General features: G+C 53.4%; 22 protein-coding genes. 17 read left to right on the top strand and 5 right to left on the bottom strand.

Going from position 1 to position 24,799, the window contains the following annotated elements; translation table 11 throughout:
* Window positions 1-44 precede the first annotated feature (44 nt).
* From dnaB to C3432_RS17425, 5 genes are all read left to right on the top strand, one after another.
* Window positions 45-1,460 (top strand): replicative DNA helicase, encoded by a 1,416-nt coding sequence (gene dnaB, locus C3432_RS17445; RefSeq protein ID WP_103777793.1) that lies wholly within the window; start codon window positions 45-47, stop codon window positions 1,458-1,460.
* Window positions 1,461-1,604: 144 nt separating this feature from the next.
* Window positions 1,605-2,684 carry an alanine racemase gene (gene alr, locus C3432_RS17440; RefSeq protein WP_103777792.1) on the top strand — a complete coding sequence of 360 codons (1,080 nt, stop codon included), beginning with the start codon at window positions 1,605-1,607 and terminating at the stop codon, window positions 2,682-2,684.
* A gap of 130 nt (window positions 2,685-2,814) precedes the next feature.
* Window positions 2,815-4,008, top strand: a complete 1,194-nt coding sequence (gene tyrB / locus C3432_RS17435; protein ID WP_103777791.1) for an aromatic amino acid transaminase — start codon at window positions 2,815-2,817, stop codon at window positions 4,006-4,008.
* Between the two features lie 236 nt (window positions 4,009-4,244).
* Window positions 4,245-4,958, top strand: coding sequence for an acid phosphatase AphA (gene aphA / locus C3432_RS17430; RefSeq protein WP_103777790.1), 714 nt, complete (start codon window positions 4,245-4,247; stop codon window positions 4,956-4,958).
* Between the two features lie 140 nt (window positions 4,959-5,098).
* Window positions 5,099-5,452, top strand: a complete 354-nt coding sequence (locus C3432_RS17425; RefSeq protein ID WP_103777789.1) for an MmcQ/YjbR family DNA-binding protein — start codon at window positions 5,099-5,101, stop codon at window positions 5,450-5,452.
* 46 nt (window positions 5,453-5,498) lie between these two features.
* Here C3432_RS17425 and uvrA read toward each other — a convergent pair whose 3' ends face one another.
* Complete coding sequence (gene uvrA / locus C3432_RS17420) at window positions 5,499-8,321, bottom strand: excinuclease ABC subunit UvrA (RefSeq protein ID WP_103777788.1); 2,823 nt, start codon at window positions 8,319-8,321, stop codon at window positions 5,499-5,501.
* 253 nt (window positions 8,322-8,574) lie between these two features.
* Between uvrA and ssb1 the strand changes: the two genes are divergently transcribed.
* Window positions 8,575-9,102 (top strand): single-stranded DNA-binding protein SSB1, encoded by a 528-nt coding sequence (ssb1, locus tag C3432_RS17410; protein ID WP_103777787.1) that lies wholly within the window; start codon window positions 8,575-8,577, stop codon window positions 9,100-9,102.
* Window positions 9,103-9,289: 187 nt separating this feature from the next.
* Here the strand turns inward: ssb1 and C3432_RS27720 are convergent, their stop codons facing one another.
* Window positions 9,290-9,439 (bottom strand): hypothetical protein, encoded by a 150-nt coding sequence (locus C3432_RS27720; protein WP_181012940.1) that lies wholly within the window; start codon window positions 9,437-9,439, stop codon window positions 9,290-9,292.
* A gap of 456 nt (window positions 9,440-9,895) precedes the next feature.
* On the opposite strand from C3432_RS27720, the gene C3432_RS17400 reads away from it, so the two are divergent.
* The 4 genes from C3432_RS17400 to C3432_RS17385 are packed head-to-tail and all read left to right on the top strand — an operon-like array spanning window position 9,896 to window position 14,580.
* On the top strand, window positions 9,896-12,280 hold the full coding sequence (locus tag C3432_RS17400) for a DMSO/selenate family reductase complex A subunit (RefSeq protein WP_103777785.1): 2,385 nt from the start codon (window positions 9,896-9,898) through the stop codon (window positions 12,278-12,280).
* Window positions 12,277-12,906, top strand: coding sequence for a DMSO/selenate family reductase complex B subunit (locus C3432_RS17395; RefSeq protein WP_103777784.1), 630 nt, complete (start codon window positions 12,277-12,279; stop codon window positions 12,904-12,906). Before C3432_RS17400 ends, C3432_RS17395 begins: the two co-directional genes overlap by 4 nt.
* Entirely contained in the window at window positions 12,899-13,705 is an 807-nt protein-coding gene (locus tag C3432_RS17390) for a dimethyl sulfoxide reductase anchor subunit family protein (RefSeq protein ID WP_103777783.1), read from the top strand. Before C3432_RS17395 ends, C3432_RS17390 begins: the two co-directional genes overlap by 8 nt.
* A gap of 56 nt (window positions 13,706-13,761) precedes the next feature.
* Window positions 13,762-14,580: a 4Fe-4S binding protein gene (locus tag C3432_RS17385; protein ID WP_181012939.1), complete on the top strand. Its 819-nt coding sequence runs from the start codon at window positions 13,762-13,764 to the stop codon at window positions 14,578-14,580.
* A gap of 34 nt (window positions 14,581-14,614) precedes the next feature.
* On the opposite strand, the gene C3432_RS17380 is transcribed toward C3432_RS17385, so the two are convergent.
* On the bottom strand, window positions 14,615-14,896 hold the full coding sequence (locus C3432_RS17380; RefSeq protein ID WP_103777781.1) for a YjcB family protein: 282 nt from the start codon (window positions 14,894-14,896) through the stop codon (window positions 14,615-14,617).
* A 578-nt stretch (window positions 14,897-15,474) separates the two neighbouring features.
* Between C3432_RS17380 and C3432_RS17375 the strand changes: the two genes are divergently transcribed.
* Window positions 15,475-17,067, top strand: coding sequence for an EAL domain-containing protein (locus C3432_RS17375; RefSeq protein WP_103777893.1), 1,593 nt, complete (start codon window positions 15,475-15,477; stop codon window positions 17,065-17,067).
* Between the two features lie 2 nt (window positions 17,068-17,069).
* Here C3432_RS17375 and soxS read toward each other — a convergent pair whose 3' ends face one another.
* Entirely contained in the window at window positions 17,070-17,393 is a 324-nt protein-coding gene (gene soxS, locus C3432_RS17370) for a superoxide response transcriptional regulator SoxS (protein WP_042321117.1), read from the bottom strand.
* Window positions 17,394-17,479: 86 nt separating this feature from the next.
* Here soxS and soxR point away from each other — a divergent pair, with 86 nt between their 5' ends.
* The 4 genes from soxR (at window position 17,480) to C3432_RS17340 (ending at window position 22,566) form a co-directional block, all read left to right on the top strand.
* Window positions 17,480-17,944: a redox-sensitive transcriptional activator SoxR gene (soxR, locus tag C3432_RS17365; RefSeq protein ID WP_103777780.1), complete on the top strand. Its 465-nt coding sequence runs from the start codon at window positions 17,480-17,482 to the stop codon at window positions 17,942-17,944.
* Between the two features lie 252 nt (window positions 17,945-18,196).
* Entirely contained in the window at window positions 18,197-18,865 is a 669-nt protein-coding gene (locus C3432_RS17355; protein ID WP_103777779.1) for a glutathione S-transferase family protein, read from the top strand.
* A 346-nt stretch (window positions 18,866-19,211) separates the two neighbouring features.
* Complete coding sequence (ghxP, locus tag C3432_RS17345; protein WP_103777778.1) at window positions 19,212-20,561, top strand: guanine/hypoxanthine transporter GhxP; 1,350 nt, start codon at window positions 19,212-19,214, stop codon at window positions 20,559-20,561.
* A gap of 358 nt (window positions 20,562-20,919) precedes the next feature.
* Window positions 20,920-22,566 (top strand): Na+/H+ antiporter, encoded by a 1,647-nt coding sequence (locus C3432_RS17340; protein ID WP_103777777.1) that lies wholly within the window; start codon window positions 20,920-20,922, stop codon window positions 22,564-22,566.
* 114 nt (window positions 22,567-22,680) lie between these two features.
* Here C3432_RS17340 and C3432_RS17335 read toward each other — a convergent pair whose 3' ends face one another.
* Window positions 22,681-23,565, bottom strand: coding sequence for a LysR family transcriptional regulator (locus tag C3432_RS17335; protein ID WP_103777776.1), 885 nt, complete (start codon window positions 23,563-23,565; stop codon window positions 22,681-22,683).
* 103 nt (window positions 23,566-23,668) lie between these two features.
* Between C3432_RS17335 and C3432_RS17330 the strand changes: the two genes are divergently transcribed.
* Together C3432_RS17330 and C3432_RS17325 are read left to right on the top strand one after the other, a co-directional pair.
* Entirely contained in the window at window positions 23,669-24,079 is a 411-nt protein-coding gene (locus tag C3432_RS17330) for a CidA/LrgA family protein (protein WP_103777775.1), read from the top strand.
* Window positions 24,072-24,761 carry an LrgB family protein gene (locus C3432_RS17325; protein WP_103777774.1) on the top strand — a complete coding sequence of 230 codons (690 nt, stop codon included), beginning with the start codon at window positions 24,072-24,074 and terminating at the stop codon, window positions 24,759-24,761. The genes C3432_RS17330 and C3432_RS17325 overlap by 8 nt, the downstream gene beginning before the upstream one ends.
* Window positions 24,762-24,799 lie beyond the last annotated feature (38 nt).

Here is a 24,799-nt window from a genome sequence, read left to right as displayed (position 1 = left end):
TTCGACCCAATCATGATTTCATTGTTTCGGTAACTCCATTCACTATGGCAGGAAATAAACCCTTCAACAAACAACAGACTGATGCTCGTGAGCGTGACCCCCAGGTTGCCGGGCTGAAGGTACCGCCGCACTCGATTGAAGCGGAACAGTCGGTGTTGGGCGGTTTAATGCTGGATAACGAGCGCTGGGACGACGTCGCCGAGCGCGTGGTGTCAGACGATTTTTATACCCGTCCGCATCGTCATATCTTTACGGAGATGGGACGACTACAGGAAGGCGGTAGCCCGATAGATCTGATTACGCTCGCGGAATCGCTGGAGCGTCAGGGGCAACTGGACAGCGTTGGTGGGTTTGCCTATCTGGCAGAGCTGTCTAAAAATACGCCAAGTGCGGCGAACATTAGCGCATATGCTGATATCGTCCGTGAACGAGCCGTTGTCCGTGAAATGATTTCGGTCGCTCATGAGATTGCTGACGCGGGTTTTGATCCACAAGGGCGTACCAGTGAAGATCTGCTGGATCTCGCGGAATCGCGCGTTTTCAAGATTGCAGAAAGCCGCGCTAATAAAGACGAAGGGCCCAAAAATATCACCGATGTGCTCGACGCCACCGTCGCGCGTATCGAACAGCTGTTCCAGCAGCCGCACGACGGTGTGACCGGCGTGAATACGGGCTATGACGATCTCAACAAGAAAACCGCTGGCCTGCAGCCGTCGGATCTGATTATCGTCGCGGCGCGTCCGTCGATGGGTAAAACGACATTCGCGATGAACCTTGTCGAAAATGCGGCGATGTTGCAGGATAAACCGGTTCTTATCTTCAGTCTTGAGATGCCCTCAGAACAGATCATGATGCGTTCTCTGGCATCATTATCACGTGTGGATCAGACCCGTATCCGTACCGGTCAGCTCGACGATGAGGACTGGGCGCGGATCTCCGGTACCATGGGCATTCTGCTGGAAAAACGTAACATCTATATTGATGACTCCTCCGGCCTGACGCCGACGGAAGTGCGCTCCCGCGCGCGCCGTATCGCCCGCGAACATGGCGGCATTGGTCTTATCATGATCGACTACCTCCAGCTAATGCGCGTACCGTCGCTTTCCGACAACCGTACGCTGGAGATCGCTGAAATTTCCCGCTCGCTGAAAGCGCTGGCAAAAGAGCTGCACGTGCCGGTGGTGGCGCTGTCGCAGCTTAACCGCTCTCTGGAGCAACGCGCCGATAAACGCCCGGTTAACTCCGATCTGCGTGAATCCGGCTCTATCGAGCAGGATGCCGACTTGATCATGTTTATCTATCGTGACGAGGTGTATCACGAAAACAGCGACCTGAAAGGCATCGCCGAAATTATTATTGGTAAACAACGTAACGGCCCTATCGGGACGGTACGTCTGACCTTTAACGGACAGTGGTCGCGTTTCGATAACTACGCAGGCCCTCAATACGATGACGAGTAAATTTCCTTCATTCTTCACGCCGCAGGTGCGTTGACTGCGCCCGCGCCCCGGTCATTTAGTTAACTAAGCTCCCGGGGTGCGGGCTTGTCGCCTTCCTGCAACGCGAATGATTTTGGAAATTCTTTTTTTTATAAAGGAATTCAAATGCAAGCGGCAACCGTTGTTATTAACCGCCGCGCTCTGCGACACAACCTGCAACGTCTGCGTGAACTGGCACCCGCCAGCAAGCTGGTTGCGGTCGTGAAAGCGAACGCCTACGGACACGGTCTTCTGGAGACCGCGCGAACGCTCCCCGATGCTGATGCCTTTGGCGTTGCGCGTCTCGAAGAAGCCCTTCGCCTGCGAGCGGGTGGGATCACGCAGCCCATTTTGCTGCTGGAAGGTTTTTTTGATGCCGCCGATCTGCCGACCATCTCTGAGCAACATCTGCATACCGCCGTGCATAACCAGGAGCAGCTTGCCGCGCTGGAAGCGGCAGAGCTGGATGAGCCGGTTACCGTGTGGATGAAACTGGATACCGGTATGCACCGTCTGGGGGTACTCCCGGAGCAGGCTGAGGCCTTTTATCAGCGCCTGACACAGTGTAAAAACGTGCGTCAGCCGGTGAATATCGTCAGCCATTTTGCCCGGGCGGACGAACCGGAATGCGGCGCGACCGAGAAGCAGCTTGATGTTTTTAACGCTTTCTGCGCAGGTAAACCCGGTCAGCGTTCCATTGCCGCTTCTGGCGGAATTCTGCTGTGGCCGCAATCTCACTTTGACTGGGCGCGTCCTGGGATCATTCTCTACGGCGTATCGCCTCTGGAGAACCATTCCACCGGGGCCGACTTTGGCTGTCAGCCGGTGATGTCGTTAACATCAAGCCTGATCGCCGTGCGCGACCATAAAGCGGGCGAACCGGTCGGCTATGGCGGTACGTGGCTGAGTGAGCGCGATACGCGTCTTGGCGTGGTTGCGATGGGCTATGGCGATGGCTACCCGCGCGCGGCACCTTCCGGTACGCCAGTACTGGTCAATGGCCGTGAAGTCCCGATCGTTGGTCGCGTGGCGATGGATATGATCTGCGTCGACTTAGGTCCGCAGGCGCAGGATCATGCTGGCGACCCGGTGATTTTATGGGGTGAAGGGCTGCCGGTCGAACGCATCGCTGAAATGACAAAAGTAAGTGCTTACGAACTTATCACGCGCCTGACGTCAAGGGTGGCAATGAAGTATATCGATTAAGTTCATGATGTGCCGGATAAGGCGGTTACGCCGCCATCCGGCAATATTCCTCTCAACATCCTCTCGATCTTCTCCCGCTTCCGGTTTATTGTGTCTTTATCCCCCGCCTGTAAACCTGGAGAACCACAGCGTGTTTCAAAAAGTTGACGCCTACGCTGGCGACCCGATTCTTTCGCTCATGGAGTGCTTCAAGGAAGATTCTCGCAGCGACAAAGTGAATCTCAGTATCGGTCTGTATTACAACGAAGACGGCATTATCCCGCAGCTGAAGGCGGTGGCCGAAGCAGAAGCCCGCCTTAACGCGCAGCCGCACGGTGCGTCGTTGTATCTGCCGATGGAGGGTCTGAACAGCTATCGCCATACCATTGCGCCATTGCTGTTTGGGGCCAGCCATCCGGTTCTTCAGCAGCAGCGTGTGGCGACCATCCAGACGCTGGGCGGTTCCGGCGCGTTGAAAGTGGGGGCTGACTTCCTGAAACGCTATTTTCCGGATTCTGGTGTGTGGGTCAGTGACCCAACATGGGAAAACCATATTGCCATCTTTGAAGGCGCCGGATTCGAAGTAAGTACTTACCCCTGGTACGACAACACGACAAACGGCGTGCGCTTCGACGATCTGTTAGCGACCCTGAAAACCTTACCGCCGCGCAGCATTGTGCTGCTTCACCCATGCTGCCATAACCCAACGGGGGCGGACTTAACGCCTGCGCAGTGGGATGCGGTGATTGAGATTCTGAAAGCAGGCGATCTGATCCCATTCCTCGACATTGCCTACCAGGGCTTTGGTGCCGGAATGGAGGATGATGCGTATGCTATTCGCGCCATTGCCAGCGCCGGATTACCTGCGCTGGTCAGCAACTCCTTCTCGAAAATTTTCTCCCTGTACGGTGAACGTGTGGGTGGCCTGTCAGTGGTCTGCGAAGATGCCGATGCGGCTGGTCGGGTGCTTGGACAACTGAAAGCCACAGTACGGCGTAACTATTCCAGCCCGCCGAATTTCGGCGCGCAGGTGGTGGCTGCCGTGCTGGGTGATGAAGCGCTTAAAGCGAGCTGGCTGGCGGAAGTGGAAGCGATGCGTACCCGTATTCTGGCGATGCGTCAGGCGCTGGTGACGGTGCTCAATGCCGAAATCCCCGGACGCAATTTTGACTATCTGCTGCAACAGCGCGGCATGTTTAGCTACACCGGGCTGAATGCGCAACAGGTCGACAGGCTGCGCGAGGAGTTTGGCATCTACCTGATTGCCAGCGGACGTATGTGCGTGGCTGGATTGAATTCCACTAACGTTCAGCGCGTGGCTAAGGCGTTTGCTGCGGTAATGTAGTTGCTCTTCTCACAGGCCTGATAGCGCAACGCCATCAGGCCTTGCGTTGCCGAATGGCGGCGTGAACACCTTATCCGGCTTACTACACCGTTTGCCATTCAGATGTGATCATCCTCTTTTTCTGTAACAAAACCGCAGAAAATTATTCCTTTCACCTGCCGCCGGGGTTATGGTCAGAAAGCTTTTTGACCAGTCGTTCAATTAAAAATCATAACTAAATGGTAGCGAAGGAAAATATGCGCAAACTCACCCTGACTTTTAGCGCCATATGTCTGCTATTCACGCTCAACTATTCTGCTCTCGCGCTGGCCTCTTCTCCATCCCCGCTGAATCCGGGCACTAACGTTGCTAAGCTTGCTGAGCAGGTTCCCGTTCACTGGGTTTCCGTTGCCCAGATTGAAAATAGCCTTACGGGTCGTCAGCCGATGGCCGTTGGATTTGATATTGATGATACTGTGCTCTTCTCCAGTCCAGGCTTCTGGCGGGGCAAAAAAACCTGGTCGCCGGACAGCGAAGAGTATCTGAAGAATCCGGCATTCTGGGAAAAAATGAACAATGGCTGGGATGAGTTCAGCATTCCGAAAGAGGTTGCGCGTCAGCTTATTGATATGCATGTGCGCCGTGGCGACCACATCTTCTTTATAACCGGACGTAGCCCGACGAAAACCGAAACCGTCTCCAAAACGCTGGCCGATAATTTCCATATTCCTGCCTCCAGTATGAATCCGGTTATTTTCGCCGGAGACAAACCGGGTCAGAACACCAAAACGCAGTGGCTGCAGGAAAAAAATATCCTTATGTTCTACGGCGATTCTGACAATGATATCGCTGCCGCACGGGATGCCGGCATCCGCGGTATCCGTATCCTTCGCGCCTCTAACTCCACCTGGCGACCGTTGCCGCAGGCCGGGGCGTACGGTGAAGAGGTCATTGTGAACTCCGAATACTAAAAGTGCCGGAGAGTCAGACGCACGGCGGGATGCTGTTTTTTTAAACAAAATTGAGTTGTCGGCTTTTACCTTTGGCTGACTTGCTGCAAACTGAATAGCAGACATTTTCAGTGGAGCGATACGCTCAAAAGGGGATAACCATGACCATTTCGGAGTTGCTGCAATATTGCATGGCAAAACCAGGCGCGGAGCAAAGCGTGCACAGCGACTGGAAAGCCACACAGATTAAAGTCGAAGATGTGCTCTTTGCGATGGTGAAAGAGGTGGAAGGTCGTCCGGCAGCATCTCTCAAAACCAGTCCTGAACTGGCGGAATTGTTACGCCAGCAGCATGGCGACGTGCGGCCCAGCAGACATCTCAACAAAGCACACTGGAGCACGGTGTATCTGGATGGTTCGCTGCCGGGTTCACAAATCTATTATCTGGTGGATGCCTCTTATCAACAGGCGGTGAACACCCTGCCGGAAGAGAAGCGTAAGCTACTGGCGCCGTGAAGGGAGCGCGCCGCTTCCCGATGACTCAGGAAGCGGCGTAAGGTGGTTACAGCATTGGCTTGAGGAAACGAGCCGTATGTGAGGTTTCACACTCTGCAACGGTTTCCGGCGTACCGGAGACGAGAATTTCCCCGCCGCCGCTGCCGCCTTCCGGACCCAGATCGACAATCCAGTCCGCAGTCTTAATGACGTCCAGGTTGTGCTCAATCACCACAATCGTGTTGCCCTGATCGCGCAGCTGGTGCAGAACATCCAGCAGTTGCTGAATATCGGCAAAATGCAGACCAGTGGTGGGTTCATCCAGGATATACAGCGTTTGTCCGGTACCGCGTTTGGACAGCTCGCGCGCCAGCTTCACGCGCTGCGCTTCGCCGCCGGAGAGGGTGGTCGCGGACTGCCCGAGGCGAATGTAGGTCAGGCCCACATCCATCAGCGTTTGCAGCTTACGCGCCAGCGCCGGAACGGCATCAAAAAACTCTCGTGCCTCTTCGATGGTCATATCCAGCACTTCGTGGATCGTCTTGCCTTTGTATTTAATCTCCAGCGTTTCGCGGTTATAGCGTTTGCCTTTGCACTGGTCACACGGCACGTAAATGTCTGGCAGGAAGTGCATCTCAACCTTGATCACCCCGTCACCCTGACAGGCTTCACAGCGTCCGCCGCGCACGTTAAAGCTGAAACGACCCGGCGTGTAACCACGCGAGCGTGACTCCGGCACCCCGGCAAACAGCTCACGCACCGGAGTAAACACGCCCGTGTAGGTCGCCGGGTTGGAGCGCGGCGTGCGGCCAATTGGGCTCTGGTCGATATCGATAACTTTGTCGAAGTGCTCCAGCCCCTGGATATCGCGATACGGTGCCGGTTCGGCGAGCGTCGCGCCGTTCAGTTGCGTCTGCGCAATCGGGAACAGCGTGTCGTTAATCAGCGTCGATTTACCCGATCCGGAAACGCCGGTGATGCAGGTAAACAGGCCTACCGGTAGCGTCAGCGTCACGTCTTTCAGGTTGTTGCCGCGTGCGCCGGTCAGCTTCAGCACTTTTTCTGGATTGGCGGGAACGCGCTGCTTCGGCACCTCGATCTTACGTTTGCCGCTCATGTACTGGCCGGTCAGCGACTCAGGTACCGCCATGATGGCTTTCAGTGGACCTTCCGCGACCACTTCGCCCCCATGGACGCCAGCCCCCGGACCGATATCAATAACGTGGTCTGCGGCACGAATCGCATCTTCGTCGTGCTCCACCACAATCACGGTATTGCCGAGATTACGCAGGTGGATCAACGTACCCAACAGACGTTCGTTATCGCGTTGATGCAGGCCGATAGACGGCTCATCCAGTACGTACATCACGCCCACCAGACCTGCACCAATCTGGCTTGCCAGACGGATACGCTGCGCTTCGCCGCCGGAGAGCGTCTCTGCCGAACGGGACAGCGTCAGGTAGTTGAGGCCGACGTTGACCAGAAACTTGAGGCGGTCACCAATCTCTTTGAGGATTTTCTCAGCGATCTTCGCCCGCTGGCCCGCGAGCTTGAGGTTGCTGAAGAAGTCCATCGCATGACCGATGCTCATGTCGGAAATGGCAGGCAGCGGCGTGTTTTCCACGAACACATGGCGTGCTTCACGACGCAGACGCGTACCTTCACAACTTGCGCACGGACGGTTACTGATAAACTTCGCTAACTCTTCACGTACCGCGCTGGATTCAGTCTCTTTATAACGGCGCTCCATGTTGTGCAGTACGCCTTCGAACGGATGACGGCGTACGGACGTGTCGCCGCGATCGTTCATGTATTTGAATTCGATATTCTCTTTTCCGGAGCCGTACAGCACCACTTTATGTACGCTCGCCTCCAGGCTTGCCCACGGCGCGTCCACGTCGAATTTATAGTGCTCTGCCAGCGACTTGAGCATCTGGAAGTAATAGAAGTTGCGGCGATCCCAGCCACGGATCGCGCCGCCCGCCAGCGACAGGTCCGGATTCTGAATCACGCGATCGGGATCGAAGTACTGCTGTACGCCGAGACCGTCACAGGTCGGACAGGCTCCCGCCGGGTTGTTGAACGAGAACAGACGCGGTTCCAGCTCACGCATACTGTAGCCACAGATAGGACAGGCGAAGTTGGCGGAAAAGAGCAGCTCTTCCGCTTTTGAATCGTCCATATCGGCAACCACCGCCGTACCGCCTGAAAGCTCCAGCGCGGTTTCGAAAGACTCTGCCAGACGCTGGGAGAGATCGTCGCGGACTTTGAAACGATCGATCACCACCTCAATGGTGTGTTTCTTTTGCAGCTCCAGCTTTGGCGGATCGGAGAGATCGCAGACCTCGCCATCAATACGGGCGCGGATATAGCCCTGGCTGGCGAGGTTCTCCAGCGTTTTGGTGTGCTCGCCTTTACGTTCTTTAATCACCGGGGCCAGCAGCATCAGGCGTTTGCCTTCCGGCTGTGACAGCACGTTATCCACCATCTGGCTGACGGTCTGCGCCGCCAGCGGGACGTCGTGGTCCGGGCAGCGCGGTTCGCCGACGCGGGCGAACAGCAGACGCAGATAGTCGTGGATCTCAGTAATGGTGCCTACCGTGGAGCGCGGGTTATGGGATGTCGATTTCTGCTCGATGGAGATAGCTGGCGACAGCCCCTCAATGTGGTCGACATCCGGCTTTTCCATCAGCGACAGGAACTGACGCGCATACGCGGAAAGGGATTCAACGTAACGACGCTGCCCTTCGGCATACAAGGTGTCGAAAGCGAGCGAGGATTTGCCAGAACCCGATAGCCCGGTCACGACAATGAGTTTGTCGCGGGGGATAACGAGGTTGATGTTTTTGAGATTATGGGTGCGGGCGCCCCGAACTTCGATCTTATCCATTCACCTTTCCCGGATTTAAACGCTTTTTGCCTGGTTGCATGGATTGCGACCGGCGATCACAAACGGTTAATTATGACACAGTATAACCTGAATGGATATACAGTGTTGGAATGCGAAACGCAGATGTCTGTGCAACAATGTCTGTCTGGGGTTGTTTACTGGAATCGATCTCGTAACGTAGTAAAAGCGCTATTGGAAATGCTACAATCCCGCGCTTACACTTATTCAGTAACGTTTTTCAGGAGACACGATCATGGCCAGCAGAGGCGTAAACAAGGTGATTCTCGTCGGTAATCTGGGCCAGGACCCGGAAGTACGCTATATGCCGAATGGTGGCGCAGTTGCCAACATTACGCTGGCTACTTCCGAATCCTGGCGTGATAAAGCGACCGGCGAAATGAAAGAGCAGACTGAATGGCACCGTGTGGTGCTGTTCGGCAAACTGGCGGAAGTGGCCAGCGAATATCTGCGTAAAGGTTCCCAGGTCTATATCGAAGGTCAGCTGCGTACCCGCAAATGGACCGATCAATCCGGCGTAGAAAAATACACCACTGAAGTTGTGGTAAACGTCGGCGGCACCATGCAGATGCTGGGTGGTCGTCAGGGCGGCGGCGCTCCGGCGGGTGGTCAGCAGCAGCAGCAGGGTGGCTGGGGTCAGCCGCAGCAGCCCCAGGGCGGCAACCAGTTCAGCGGTGGCGCGCAGTCTCGTCCGCAGCAGTCTGCTCCGGCAGCACCGTCTAACGAACCGCCGATGGATTTCGACGACGATATCCCGTTCTAAGCGCGCCGTTTTACATACGTATTGAAAAGCGCTTTACTGGCCTGACCCCCATAAGGTTGGACAGTTCATGTTAAGCTGCATTCAGGGCCTGGGTTCGGTACTCTGCCGGACTCAGGCTCTATAGCTTATCCACGCGTTGTTGTGTCATGGACAGTCGGCATGGATATAGTCCTTTATCGCCTATCGCCTATCGCCTATCGCCTGTCGCCTTTCTCAGCGACTTTTTTAAGTCAGCATTTTCTGCCCGCAGGTAGCGGAGCTTCACCCGTAGATCTTCAGGAAATAACTTTTCCAGAGTGATATCTGTCAGTGGTGATGTCTTTTCAGATTTTGCCATTTCTTTGCTCCATCCGGGTTTATGCTCATAGCTCCTTTCTGGCCTGCGTCTTTGTAGACTGTAATCCAGTGTCGGAAATAGCAGGACGGAATTCAGGAGGATGGCGGTCATTTGCCCATGTTATGCCATCAATACCGTGTAATTGCCTGGTGATGCGCCAGTGATTCGATACCAAAAAAATTAGGCTGTACGTCGTGTTCCCTCTTTACCTGAATGGGACGAGTTAATGACGGGCAGCCTTATCTCAATAAATATTTTGGTTTTGCCATAATTGCAAAACTGTTATGTAATTAATCATTGTGTGAGTAATGAGTTAAATTAAAAATAAACTATTTGGGAATGGTTGTTATTATTACAAATAGTCCAGGAATATATTCACTCTTATTGTTTATGGTTGATAAAAATCAATTACCTCTAAAGGATTAGCGATGAAGATAATCTTTTTGGAGGGATGAAATGGAAGAGCAAGAAAATAGAGAGGGAACTCATCCTCTGAGTGTCTCGCGTCGGGACATGTTAAAAGCGAGTGCCGCCCTGGTTTCACTGCCTTTTATGATGTCAAAAAAGGCAAGTGCCACTACGACCGGGCTACCTGTAGCACCGATGGAAGATATTGCAGAGCGTGTTGTACCCACGTGTAGTACATTTGATTGTGGTGGTAAATGCGATATTCGAGCGCATGTGGCAGATGGTGTGGTGACGCAAATTACTACCCGACCAGATACTGAATTAGATCCTGAAATGCCTGTTATGCGCGCATGCATACGTGGGCGGGGTTATCGAAAATTTGTTTATCATCCCGATCGCCTGAAATATCCGATGAAACGCGTCGGTAAACGTGGTGAGGGTAAATTTGAACGTATTTCCTGGGAAGAAGCCGTCACGCTTATTGCCGATAATTTACAGCGTATCACCGCGAAATACGGTCCTGAGTCGCGCTTTGTGCATAATAACACGGCAACCAGCGGGGGCACTTTTTCCGGTGATAAAATGATTCGTCGCCTGTTATCGCAAACCGGTGGCTATCTGGAATATTATCATTCGGTTAGTCTGGGAAATACCGTTGCGGCGACGCCTTATACCTATGGTGCGGCTGCCAGCGGTAACTCTCTGGATACCCTGGCGGAAACACCGCTGGTGATCCTCTGGGGCCACAACCCCACCGAAACCATTTTTGGACATACTAACCATTACTTCCAGCGGATGAAGCAAAACGGCACCCGCTTTGTGGTGGTAGACCCGCGCTATTCTGATACCGTTTCTTCTCTTGCCGATCAGTGGATCCCGTTACTTCCCACTACAGATAACGCACTGATGGACGCAATGATGTATGTGATCATCAGCGAAAATCTGCACGATAAAGCGTTTATCGAACGTTATACGCTGGGCTTTGATGAATCTTCGATGCCTGAAGGTGTACCGACGAATGAATCTTTAGTCGCTTATCTGATGGGCGATAAAGACGGTGTCCGCAAAACGCCTGAATGGGCAGAAAAAATTACTCACGTGCCAGCGCAAATCATTCGCCAACTGGCCCGTGATTATGCAACGACCAAACCAGCGGCTCTGATTCAGGGTTGGGGGCCTCAACGTCATATCTGTGGGGAACGCACCGCGCGCGGCTCTACATTACTGGCAACCCTTACCGGTAATGTCGGAATCAAAGGGGGCTGGGCGGCAGGCTATGGCGGCTGCGGTAACCGCCTCTTCACGACCGGTCCGGAAATGCCGGAAAATCCGGTGAAAGAGAAAATCTCGATCATGAACTGGGTTCAGGCGGCGGACGATGCCAGCAAAGTCACCCCCGAACACGGGCTGAAAGAAGCCGATAAGCTGAAAAGCAATATCCGGATCCTGTTCTCTCTGGCTGGAAATTATCTGGCTAATCAAAACCCTGACATCAACCAGGCGGCAAAAGTACTGGAGGATGAATCGAAGATTGAATTCATCGTCGTCAGCGATCTCTACATGACTCCAAGTGCAAAATATGCTGACGTTCTGCTGCCGGAAACCAGCTTTATGGAACGCTGGAACATTGGCGAAACGTGGGGGACCGCAAACTATCTGATCCTGTCTGAAAAGCTGATCGAACCCGATTTTGAACGTCGTTCAGATTACGAGTGGATCCGAGAAGTAGCCGCAAAATTGGGTATAGAACAGACATTCAGCGAAGGGCGTACTGAAAAAGAGTGGATTGAACATATCTGGGAGCAGACGCGCCTGTCTATGCCGGATGAGCATCTGCCGGACTTTGCCGAACTGCAGGTCAAACGACGTCATCTGTTTAAGGGGAAGCCGCATATAGCGTTTGAGGATAATATTCGCGATCCGCAAAACCATCCGTTCCCGACGCCGTCTGGCAAAATTGAGATCTTCTCTAAGCGACTGTATGACATGCAGAATCCAGAGATACCTGCTCTTTCGCATTACGTGCCAGCCCATGAAGGCCCGGAAGACGCGTTGACGAAATCCTTCCCGCTACAGATGATTACCTGGAAAGGTAAAAATCGCGCTAACTCAACGCAGTATGCCAACCCCTGGCTACAGGAAGCGCAGGCACAAAAATTGTGGATAAACCCTGTTGATGCTGAAAAACGCGGGATTGCTCAGGGGGACACGGTGCGTATCCATAACAACCGTGGCGTTTGCATGATCCCGGCAGAATTGACTCCGCGTATCATTCCTGGCGTTGTTGCGATGCAGGCCGGCGCTTGGTGGCAACCTGATGCACAAGGCATCGATCATGGTGGCTGCCCGAATGTGCTGAGCTCGTCCCGTATTACTCCCCTTGCAAAAGGTAATTCACATCAAACTATGCTGGTGGAGGTAGCGAAAGCATGAGTCAGTTTAAAGATTATCCACCGGTTAGCGAGCAGCAGCTTGGCTTCTTTATTGACACCTCTCGCTGCTCTGGCTGTAAGGCTTGTCAGGTTGCCTGTAAAGACAGTCATAACCTGGAGGCTGGACGCCGATTCCGTCGGGTTTACGAAGTCAATGGTGGCGGATTTTCTCCTACAGGTCAGGGTGGCGTGATGAATAACGTTTTCGCCTGGACAATGTCTATCTCATGTAACCATTGTGCCGATCCGATTTGTACCAAAAACTGTCCGACCACGGCGATGCACAAACGTCCGGGGGACGGTATTGTGCGCGTTAATACTGACAAATGCGTAGGGTGCGGCTACTGTGCCTGGTCGTGCCCTTACGGCGCGCCGCAGATGGATACGCAATCGGGGCAAATGTCTAAATGTGATTTTTGTATTGATTTACTGGTCAAAGGAGAGCAACCCATCTGCGTGGCGGCCTGCCCTCTGGAAGCAATAAAGTTTGGTCCCATTGATGAGCTACGCGCTAAATACGGTGATGTTTGTGATGTACAGGGATTGCCTGATTCATCCATTACGCAGCCGAATTTAGCGATCAAGCCACATCAGGGTGCAGAGAAGGGAGGTAAACGCCATGCATGAGTTGCCGCTACTTATTTTTACTCTGCTGGTTCAGGGATCGGTGGGACTAACGTTATTTATGGCGCTCAGTTCTGGAAACAGAAGCCGTTTACTGCCTCCTATGCTCATCGCCTGCATTATGGGAGGATTGGGGCTGGTGGCCTCAACATTACACCTTGGCCATCCGCTCAATGCATTCTATGCGTTACGGCATATGGAGAGCTCCTGGTTGAGTCGCGAGATCGTCTTTGCCAGTATTTATCTGGCGATCCTTGGGATTGCCACTCTGCTGGTGCTGCTGAAAAAGCAACCTTCGCGTGTTCTGCTGGTTATCGCTACGGCATTTGGTTTAATTGATGTCTTCTGCATGGGTGCGATTTATTACCATTCTTCAGTGATCACCTGGCAGCATTTCAACACCTGGCTCATGTTCTTCGGCACGTCCGGTATTCTGGGGGCGATAGTAATGAGCTGGCTAATTGCAAATCGATCTGACACGCCAGAGATGATGAAGCTGCTACGCACTGCGGCCGTGCTGGTTGTGGCGATTACGGTTGTTCGTTTGCTGGCGCAGCCGGAGTACATCCGCTATCTGAGTCTGACTGAGATGAATAATATCGTGACGTTGCCGCATCAGTCTCTGGAGGCATTTCGTCAGTTTAGCCACCTGCGGATATTGGCATGGGGCGTTTCCGTCATAGGCACATTGTTATTTGCCATTGGCGCATGGCGCTCCTGTCGAGGAGGGATTTTGTTCGGCAGCCTGGGGCTTGTGGTGGCAGAAGTTCTGCTGCGCTTTATGTTCTTTAGTATTCATTGATGAGCGTTCTCTCCCTGATGAATTCCCCTGCACCACCCGGTGTGGGGGCTTCTTGTGTGCGTAAGCGATTTCCTCATCATACCTGTGATGCGTGTCGCCAGGTCTGCCCGGTTCAAGCCATTACCTTCACGGTGAATGCCGTCATGCTGGATGATGCCAGCTGCATTCGTTGCGGCCACTGTTTGTTTGCCTGTCCTGTTGATGCTCTGGAAAATGTGAACGTTGCCCAGCGAAAGTATCGCGATACGTCGCTGGTTGCGCCCTTTACGACACAGGCGGCAGGTGTGGATGAGCTGTTGATGTGGCATATCCAGTACGGCATCCGCGCTGTTGAATTGAATATAGATGAATATCCTGACTGGGCTCTGGCCGTGGCAGCATTGAATATACGTCTGAAGGCGCTCAATGAGCCGCTCTGGCAGGTTATTCCTCCTGTATCAGGGCGTGTAAATGTATTCCGTCGCCATTTGTTGCGCGTTAATGAAGAAAGGGTGCGGTCGGGTAGAGTAAAGGCGTCACAACGTTTACGTCGAAATGTGTGGCAGGCATATGGGGAGCATCAATTGTCCCTTAATGAATCGTTGTGCATATTATGTGGCGGATGTGAGCGGGTATGTGAGGAAAAAGCGATTACCTTTACAGGGAAGGAGATGGTTCTGTCCTCTTCTGCATGTACGGGGTGTAATAACTGTGCAATAGCATGCCCGACTAAGGCGATAAAGACGCAGGCAAAGGTGGGCATTTGTGAGGTTGTCTCTGTGGGCTACCTGCGGCGTATTTGTTCAGGCTGCCAGCGGGAATTCCCCACGTTTAACCCGGATGACAAACAATGCCCAATTTGCCAGCGCCATGAGTATGGGATGAGGGGACGGTAGCAGATGATTTCCCGCTGGAGGATTGTGGGAAAAATCAGGTTAACACCATCGGCCATTCTGGCGGCGTCTGGCTCATCACCTCGACCATAACGGATTCAATGTTATGCCAGATGGTCGAAACATCAACCAGGGTAATACCGAGCAAACCCATCGCGAACCAGCATGCAGAGACAACGCCCAGGCCACTGCTGATCACCGCCAGTCCGATATAATCTGATTTACGAAAACGAATATTGAGCGTGCTGGCTAAAAACATCAGTACCGCACTCAGCAGCTGCCAGCGGAGAAGCACCACGCCAGTGGTTAGGGTTGCCATGAAACAATTCCTCTGAGAATAGCAGGTGCCCAGGACAGCGCGGCGTTGTTCACGGAAGGCGTGGTACATTCTGGCTATCGACGGGCATGGACATCAACACTGAATGAAACGTTGTTTCTGTTTCATCATTTTTGTGAACTATATCACATCGGGTTGTTTGTTCGCCAGTGCCGTTGATGCCTTTTGTCTGTTTTATAACCTTACTTATTTTATGGTTAAAAGTGATCGAGATTAAGAGATGCCCGCGTGACGCACGTTTGGACACTGGTAATGGAAGATGTATTCTTTTTACCTTTTCTCTTTTCGAAAAATACTATTCAGCAGAATTTACCTTAAATGATAATTGCGAATTGTCTGGCAAATACCTCCCTGAAACCTTACTTCTTTTGGGTAATAGTGTTCCCTGATAAAAATAAGCGTAGGCAAGGATTTGCCTTACGGAAGGACATTATCATCATCCGGCATAATCAGACTTTTACTAAGAAAAGTCTGTTGCTAATATTACCAGATTCATGCAACGTACTCTCTTATTTGATATTGCGTCCACTCTGGAACAGGCACAGGGAATCAGAGCTAAAATGAGTCATCGCGCGCACGGAAAAATGCTGAGGTTCCTCGGAATCATCATGACGGTGTTGCTCCCCGTAATGCTGGTGCTATGGTTTGCTTACCAACGAGCGGTATCTGAAACGAGTGACCAGCTAGGCACGTTTGCGCAACTGGCGCTGAATAAAACTGAACTGGTGATCCTGCAAGCGGATTTGGCTCGCGATGCTGCTGAACAATATCAGGGACAGGCATGTACTCCCGCGCATCAGCAGCGTATGCTGAATATTATTCGCGGACGCATGTATATCAACGAGTTAATTTACGCAGAGGATGATCGTTTTTTATGTTCATCGATAATGACGCTGCCCGCCCCTTATATTATTTCGGCTCCCGATTATAAACGAAAGCCTGACATCTCTATTTATTACTACCGTGACACTCCCTTTTTTACCGGCTACAAAATGACGTATTTGCAGCGGGGAAACTATGTGGTCGTGATCAATCCCCTGTCATGGAGCGAAGTGATGTCAGACGATCCTGATATGGTCTGGGGGGTTTATGATACGGTAACGGATACCTTTTTCTCCGTGAGCGAGCGGGCGCATGTCGCGCAATTATTACCTCTGATTCGCCGTGACCAGCAAATATTCCAGCAGGATGACCGTTTTTATACTATTGCGCATTCGGAAAAAAGGCCGATCGCCGTTATTGTCTCAACCACAGAACAGCGACTGTATCAGAATCTGTATCACCAGCTCATGTTCACTCTGCCGTTAGGGATCATCAGCGGGATTTTTTTGCTGTGGATGTGGCTGCGTTTGAATCGGGAATATCACTCCCCGCGCCGGATGTTGCAACGGGCGATCGACAAGCGTCAGCTGTGTCTGCATTACCAGCCGATTATTGATATTAAAAATGAGACGTGCGTCGGGGCGGAAGCCCTGCTGCGCTGGTCCTGTAGCGAGAGCAACGCTGAGGTCATGAGCCCCGCAGAATTTATCCCACTGGCGGAAAAAGAGGGCCTGATTGAACAGATCACGGATTACGTCGTGGAAGAGGTGTTCCGAGATCTGGGGGCTTTTTTGGCTACACACCCCCATCTTTATATATCAATTAATCTCTCAGCATCGGATTTTCACTCATCGCGATTGATTGCCATGATTGCTGCGAAGACACAACAGTATTCGGTGCTTGCGCAACAAATTAAAATTGAAGTCACTGAACGGGCGTTCATAGACGTACCAAAAGCAACGCCGGTGATTCAGGCATTTCGCCAGGCGGGTTTTGAAGTGGCGATCGATGATTTTGGCACCGGCTATTCTAACCTGCACAACCTCTATTCACTGAATGTCGATATTCTGAAAATCGACAAGTCGTTTATTGATACGCTCGCGACAAATAGCACCAGTCATCTGATTGCGGAACATATCGTCGAGATGGCGCAGAGCCTGCGTCTGAAAACCATTGCTGAAGGGGTGGAGACGATTGAGCAGGTGAACTGGTTGCTAAAACGCGGCGTACAGTACTGCCAGGGCTGGTACTTTGCGAAAGCGTTGCCTCCGCAGGCGTTCATTATCTGGCAGCAACAGTCGCTCGCGCGACTGATGCGGCGCGGGCAGTAACGTTACAGGCGATGGCGATAGTCGCTCGGCGTGCGATCAAACTCGCGGCGGAAGACGCGAGAAAATGTCTGTTGCGATACGTAACCTAAATCCATCGCAATATCGAAAATAGGACGTTCGGTATTTCGTAGCTCGACGGCTGCCAGTAAAAGCCGACGCTGACGGATGTAGTCACCCAGCGTCTGACGCATAACTGTGCGGAACATCCTCTGTAAATACCACTTTGAATAGCCTGATTTTTTTGCGACCACATCAATGTTCAGCGGTTGGTCGATATGTTCATCAATCCATTCAATAAGGGTCTGAATAATTTGCTGATGGGACATATTGCTGCCTCTTTCTCAGTGTTCGATTCATCGTTTTGTCTGCGGGCGAGTATAATTCCTCAAGTTAACTTGAGGTAAAGTGATTTATGGAAAAGAAATTACCCCGCATTAAAGCGCTGCTCACGCCGGGTGAAGTGGCAAGGCGTAGCGGTGTGGCGGTATCGGCGCTGCATTTCTATGAAAGCAAAGGGCTTATCACCAGCATCCGTAATGGCGGTAATCAGCGGCGATATAAGCGTGACGTGCTGCGTTATGTGGCGATCATCAAGATTGCGCAGCGCATTGGCATTCCACTGGCGACTATCGGTGAGGCATTCGGCGTTCTGCCTGAAGGGCATACGTTAAGCGCCAAAGAGTGGAAACAACTCTCTTCTCAATGGCGGGAAGAGTTGGATCGGCGCATTCATACCCTGATGGCACTGCGTGATGAGCTGGACGGTTGTATCGGCTGCGGCTGTTTATCACGCAGCGACTGTCCGCTGCGTAACCCCGGCGACAGGCTCGGCGAAGAGGGGACCGGCGCACGCCTGCTGGAGGATGAACAAAACTAAAGCGCCGCGAGGGCGCTTTAGTTTGTTTCCGGTCTTTGTCTTTCTCTCTATCCCGCTGGTACACAGGAGGGTTTCCCCCGACGTCAACACCCCTCAGTCGAGCACGTGGTGGAGGTTCCGGTTTGTGTTGATACGATAAGTGTATGCCATGCTGTGTCGTTTTCCAGTGCACTGGCTGTTTTTTAGCCGAATTTTTTTCATCATCTTCAACAGTTTTCTATAGTTAATCTGTATGAATGAAGGAGAGCCAGCATGATAACCGTGCATCACCTGAACCAGTCCCGTTCCCAGCGCGTCCTGTGGGCGCTTGAGGAGCTATCGCTGCCTTATCAGATTGTCCGTTACCAGCGTGAAAAGAGCATGCTGGCACCACCTGCATTGAAAAAGATCCATCCATTGGGGAAGTCGCCGGTGATTGAAGATGATGGTGTGATTCTCGCGGAATCCGGCGCAATTCTGGAATATTTACAGGAAATCTACGACAGCGAAGGACGTTTTAAACCTGCTGATGCAGAAAAGAAACGGCAGTATCGCTTCTGGTTGCACTATGCGGAAGGTTCGCTGATGCCGCTGTTGCTGATGAAACTGGTGTTTTCCAGTCTCGGTAAGCCGCCGGTGCCGTTTGGCATTCGCACGCTGGGCGGAGCGTTAGGGCGAGGCGTACAAAAGTCCTGGATCAACCCGCAGCTGGAAACACATGCACGTTTTATTGATGCACACCTGGCGGATCATCCCTGGTTTGCCGGTGAATGCATCAGCATGGCAGACATACAAATGAGTTTTCCGATCTTTGCGTTGCTGGACAGAGGCGGCGTTGATCGTTTGCCGAATATTAACGCCTGGAAAAAGCGGGTGGAAATGCGACCCGCCTGGCAACGTGCGATTCAGCACGGGGGGCCTTTAGACTTCTCCGCGGGGTAAGGGCGTATTTTTAACCATTTTGCGCAATGGATTTGCAAAAAATACGCAGAAGAAATGTTGCAAGATTGCGCATCGACGATAACGTTTGCGCATCGGCTGTTGATTTATTCATCATTCTTACAAGAAAAGAGTAAAAACCGGCAAAGTTCAGTTGAAAAACGCTATATGATCGCTGGATAATCGTTTGCTTTTTTTTACCACCCGTTTTGTATGCGCGGAGTTAAACGTTTGCTTTTTTGCGATGCCCCTTTTTATCGCGATGTAGCACAAGGAGATGACGTTTCGCTGGCAGTGGATTGTCCACCACGCATATCAACGAAAAATAAACTCTCAGGGGATGTTTTCTATGTCTACGCCTTCAGCGCGTACCGGCGGTTCACTCGACGCCTGGTTTAAAATTTCACAACGTGGAAGCACTGTCCGTCAGGAAGTGGTTGCCGGATTAACCACCTTCCTGGCGATGGTCTATTCCGTGATCGTGGTGCCGGGAATGTTAGGTAAAGCAGGCTTCCCGCCAGCCGCCGTTTTCGTGGCAACCTGCCTGGTGGCCGGCGTAGGATCCATTGTTATGGGCCTGTGGGCGAACCTGCCGCTGGCAATTGGTTGTGCCATCTCGCTGACCGCCTTTACCGCGTTTAGTCTGGTTCTGGGACAGCATATCAGCGTACCGGTCGCACTTGGCGCGGTATTCCTGATGGGGGTGCTGTTCACCATTATTTCTGCCACCGGTATCCGTAGCTGGATTCTGCGTAATCTGCCCCAGGGCGTGGCGCACGGAACGGGGATCGGTATCGGCCTGTTTCTGCTGCTGATTGCGGCGAATGGCGTTGGCCTGGTGATCAAGAACCCCCTGGACGGTCTGCCGGTTGCGCTGGGGAACTTTAATACTTTCCCGGTGATTATGTCGCTGATTGGTCTGGCGGTCATTATTGGTCTGGAAAAAATGAAGGTGCCGGGCGGCATTCTGCTGACCATTATTGGTATTTCCGTTGTGGGTCTGGTTTTCGATCCGAACGTTCATTTTTCCGGTGTTTTCGCGATGCCTTCCCTGAGTGACGAGACGGGCAAATCGCTGATTGGCAGCCTGGATATTATGGGGGCGCTGAACCCGATTGTGCTGCCAAGTGTGCTGGCGCTGGTGATGACTGCGGTATTCGATGCCACCGGTACGATCCGGGCTGTCGCGGGTCAGGCGAATCTGCTGGATAAAGACGGGCAAATCATCGACGGCGGTAAAGCATTAACCACCGACTCCCTGAGCAGCGTCTTCTCCGGCCTGGTTGGGGCGGCTCCGGCGGCGGTTTACATTGAGTCTGCGGCGGGCACGGCGGCGGGGGGGAAAACGGGTCTGACCGCGATCACCGTGGGCGTGCTGTTCCTGCTGATCCTGTTCCTCTCTCCGCTCTCTTATCTCGTTCCGGTATACGCAACCGCGCCAGCGCTGATGTACGTCGGTCTGCTGATGCTGAGTAATGTCGCAAAAATCGACTTTGCAGACTTCGTCGATGCGATGGCAGGTCTGGTGACTGCGGTATTCATCGTGCTGACCTGTAACATCGTTACGGGCATCATGATTGGCTTTGCCACGCTGGTGATTGGCCGTCTGGTATCCGGTGAATGGCGTAAGCTAAATATCGGTACCGTGGTGATTGCCCTGGCGCTGGTGGCTTTCTATGCGGGCGGCTGGGCTATCTGATTCTGAACCCTATTCCGAAAACGGGTGGCTTTTGCCGCCCGTTTTTATTTTCAACACACATCCCGTTGTCTTTTGCGATACTCTGAGAAAGGTAAAATAGAGGCACGATGCCTCACGTCGTACAACATTAAAAATGGGGTCCATCAGGCATTTGCTTGCCATTTTGAACCTGGCAGTGCTCGCACAAAACTCGACGGAGTCTTGAACGCCGCTTGCGCGGCCCGCTGGGTGAGCGTAGCGAATCATCCTCACGTACTGCGTGTACGTTCCGGTTGCTCTGCGCTGTCCGTGTTCAAACTGCCTGCGCCCGTCATGCCTGGCGGCCCCGGTTCTGAGAAACATCGCAAACAGGGAACGCATGGAAATTTTCTTCACAATACTCATCATGACCCTCGTGGTCTCGCTGTCGGGGGTATTTACTCGAGTACTACCCTTCCAGCTTCCTTTACCCCTTATGCAGATTGCGATTGGCGCGCTGCTTGCGTGGCCAACATTTGGTCTGCATGTGGAATTCGACCCCGAACTGTTTCTGGTGCTTTTTATCCCGCCGCTGCTGTTCGCTGATGGCTGGAAAACGCCGACTCGCGAATTCCTTGAGCATGGGCGAGAGATTTTCGGTCTGGCGCTGGCGCTGGTGCTGGTTACCGTTATCGGGATTGGTTTCCTGATCTACTGGATGGTGCCAGGCATACCGCTAATTCCGGCTTTTGCGCTGGCGGCCGTACTGTCCCCCACCGATGCGGTGGCGCTTTCCGGCATTGTTGGTGAAGGGCGGATACCGAAGAAAATTATGGGCATCCTGCAGGGTGAAGCGTTAATGAACGACGCCTCTGGCCTGGTGTCGCTGAAATTTGCCGTTGCCGTAGTGATGGGCTCGATGGTGTTTACCGTCGGCGGCGCAACGGTTGAATTCTTTAAGGTGGCGATTGGCGGTATCCTGGCCGGTTTTGTGGTCAGCTGGCTGTATGGTCGTTCTCTGCGTTTTCTCAGCCGCTGGGGTGGGGATGAACCTGCCACACAAATCGTGCTGCTGTTCCTGCTGCCGTTTGCTTCTTACCTGATTGCCGAACATATCGGCGTCTCCGGTATCCTTGCGGCGGTGGCTGCCGGGATGACCATCACCCGCTCCGGCGTGATGCGCCGCGCGCCATTGGCGATGCGTCTGCGTGCAAACAGTACGTGGGCGATGCTGGAGTTTGTCTTTAACGGCATGGTCTTCCTGCTGTTAGGTCTGCAACTGCCGGGGATTCTGGAGTCGTCGCTGGTGGCGGCAGAAGCCGATCCGAATGTTGAAACCTGGATGCTGTTTACCGACATCGTGCTGATTTATATGGCATTGATGCTGGTACGTTTCGGCTGGCTGTGGACGATGAAAAACTTCAGTAAGCGCTTCCTGAAGAAAAAGCCGATGGAGTTTGGCTCTTGGTCCACGCGGGAAATTCTTATCGCCTCCTTCGCGGGGGTGCGTGGTGCCATTACCCTTGCCGGTGTGCTCTCTATCCCGCTGCTGCTGCCGGATGGTAACGCATTCCCGGCGCGCTATGAGCTGGTCTTTCTTGCCGCAGGCGTGATTCTGTTCTCGCTGTTTGTGGGGGTGGTGATGCTGCCGATCCTGCTGCAACATCTGGAGGTGGCTGACCACTCTCAGCAACAGAAAGAGGAGCGAATTGCCCGGGCCGCGACGGCGGAAGTGGCGATTGTTGCGATTCAGAAGATGGAAGAGCGCCTGGCGGCGGACGCCGAGGAGAACATTGACAACCAATTGCTTACCGAAGTGAGTTCCCGCGTCATTGGTAACCTGCGGCGGCGTGCTGACGGGCGAAACGATGTCGAGAGTTCGCTCCAGGAAGAAAATCTTGAGCGACGCTTCCGTCTGGCAGCGCTGCGTTCCGAACGTGCCGAGCTGTATCACCTGCGCGCAACCCGCGAAATCAGCAATGAAACGTTGCAGAAGCTGCTGCACGATCTGGATTTGCTGGAAGCGTTGCTGATTGAGAATCATTGACATCCTCTCCGCCCTAAGGACGGGGCTTTATGGCGCACTGGGTAAATAATGTTGCCCGGTGGCGCTTCGCTTACCGGGCCTGCAGAACATACGCAGCTCCGGTAAGGCGTTTGGTTACGCTTCAGAGTAAAACTCTTCACAGCACTTCAGCCACGCCTGGGCGCTATGGGAGAGATAAACGCCTTCGCGCCAGATCATCCCCAGTTGCCAGTGTAATTCGCTCTCCAGCGGGATCCAGCGCAGGATGTTTTTATCCAGCCGCTGGCAAATGGGCTCCGGTAAAATGGCGATTCCCACGCCAGCCTGAACCATTGCCGCGAGAAAATCCCACTGCCCGCTGCGAACCGCAATGCGCGGCTTTACGCTGTGCTCATGAAAAAGCTGCATCAGCTGGCGGCTAAGGGCGAAGTCCTCGTTATAAATGAGTAGCGGATGTTCTGCCAGCGCCTCCGGTGAGATGGATCCACACGTTGTCCATTTGCCTGAACGCGGCACCAGCACGCAGAGCGGATGGCTGAACAGTCGTAGCGTCGCCAGCCCACTCTCTTCTTCCACCGGCAGGGCGGTCATGGCGACATCCAGCTCGCCGTTCATCACCGCCTGCTGCACCGTCAGGCCGCCAAACTCTGATATTTTCAGCTCCACGCCGGGGTAGCGCTGACGAAAAAGGCTTATCGGTCCGGCCATCAGCATTCCAACCATCGGGGGAATACCGAGGCGTAGCAACCCTTTATTGAGGTGGTTAATGTCGCCCAGCTCCGCCTCCAGCTGGCGAAACTCTGCGAGGATTGCCAGCCCACGCTCAAACACCACCTGCCCCGTATCGGTCAGCAGCAGCCGACGACCGTCGCGAATTAACAGCGTACAGTTAAGCTCGTCTTCAAGGTTCTTCAGCATTTTGCTGATGGTGGGCTGGGTGACAAATAACTTCTCCGCTGCGCGGGTGAAACTTTGCTGGCGAACCACCTCGACAAAATAACGCAGCGTTCTGATATCCATGATTATTCCTTCCGACTATACCTGCAATGAGTTTAATTCATTTCAGTCCGGGACGGTGGCTCTCTATACTGGCACTCCTCATTATTTTTCAGGACATTTCCTCATGGCTGTGGCGTTAAGCCGCGTTACGCCTGCCGTTGTACAACGACTCCAGATACCGGTTCAGGTACTGCTGTACGCAGGTTTATTCATTTTTGCTCAGTATCTCGTTTCCTGGCTGCACCTCCCGCTCCCCGCCAATCTGGTTGGGATGGTGCTGATGTTGGCGCTGATTGTCTGTCGGGTGATCCCACTGAGCTGGATCCGCGCAGGTGCGCGCTGGCTGCTGGCTGAAATGTTGCTGTTCTTTGTGCCTGCGGTGGTGGCGGTAGTGAACTATGCCCACCTGCTGCTGGTGGACGGCTGGCGTATCTTCTGCGTGATTGCCATCAGCACGCTGATGGTGCTCGGGGCGACCGCCTGGGTGGTGGATAAAGTGTATCGCTATGAGATGAGCAGGCTAAACCGTGAGTAATTTTCAGCGCAGCGTACTCTGTCTGGTGATTACGCTGGTCATCTATTTTGCCAATAAATGGCTGTACCGCCGCTTTCGCAAATTACCGCTGATGCCGCTGGTGCTGACTCCGGCGTTACTCGTGATGATGCTGGTGTTTGGGCATATCTCCTGGCAAAACTACATTGGCGAATCGCACTGGCTGCTGTGGCTACTTGGTCCGGCGACCATCGCGTTTGCCGTACCGGTTTACGACAACCTCGCCATCATCAAACGCCACTGGATGTCGCTCGCTGCGGGTGTGGTCACGGCGACGGTGGTCGCGGTGACCAGTTCCGTCTGGCTGGCGCGTTTGTTTACTCTCCCGGATGAGATTCAGCGCAGTCTGGCGGTACGTTCCGTCACGACGCCGTTCGCGCTGGCGGCGGCAGAACCGCTGGGTGGTCAGCCGGATTTGGTGGCGCTGTTTGTCGTCGTTACCGGCGTGTTCGGTATGGCGGTCGGTGACGCGCTGTTTCTGCGTCTTTCCATCCGCGAAGGAATGGCGAAAGGGGCTGGGTTTGGCGCAGCGTCGCACGGTGCGGGGACGGCGCGTTCTTATGAACTTGGTCAGCAGGAGGGGGTGGTAGCCAGTCTGGTGATGATGCTTTCCGGGGTGGTGATGGTGCTGGTCGCGCCGCTGGTGGCGATGGTGATGTTCTGAAAAAAACGCCCCGGTCGGTCAGACCGGGGAAGAAGAAC

The organism is Citrobacter amalonaticus (genome assembly GCF_002918555.1).
GTDB lineage: Bacteria > Pseudomonadota > Gammaproteobacteria > Enterobacterales > Enterobacteriaceae > Citrobacter_C > Citrobacter_C amalonaticus_A.
The sequence above is the reverse complement of the archived record's forward strand: the minus strand, read 5'-3'. Positions and strand labels throughout refer to the sequence as shown.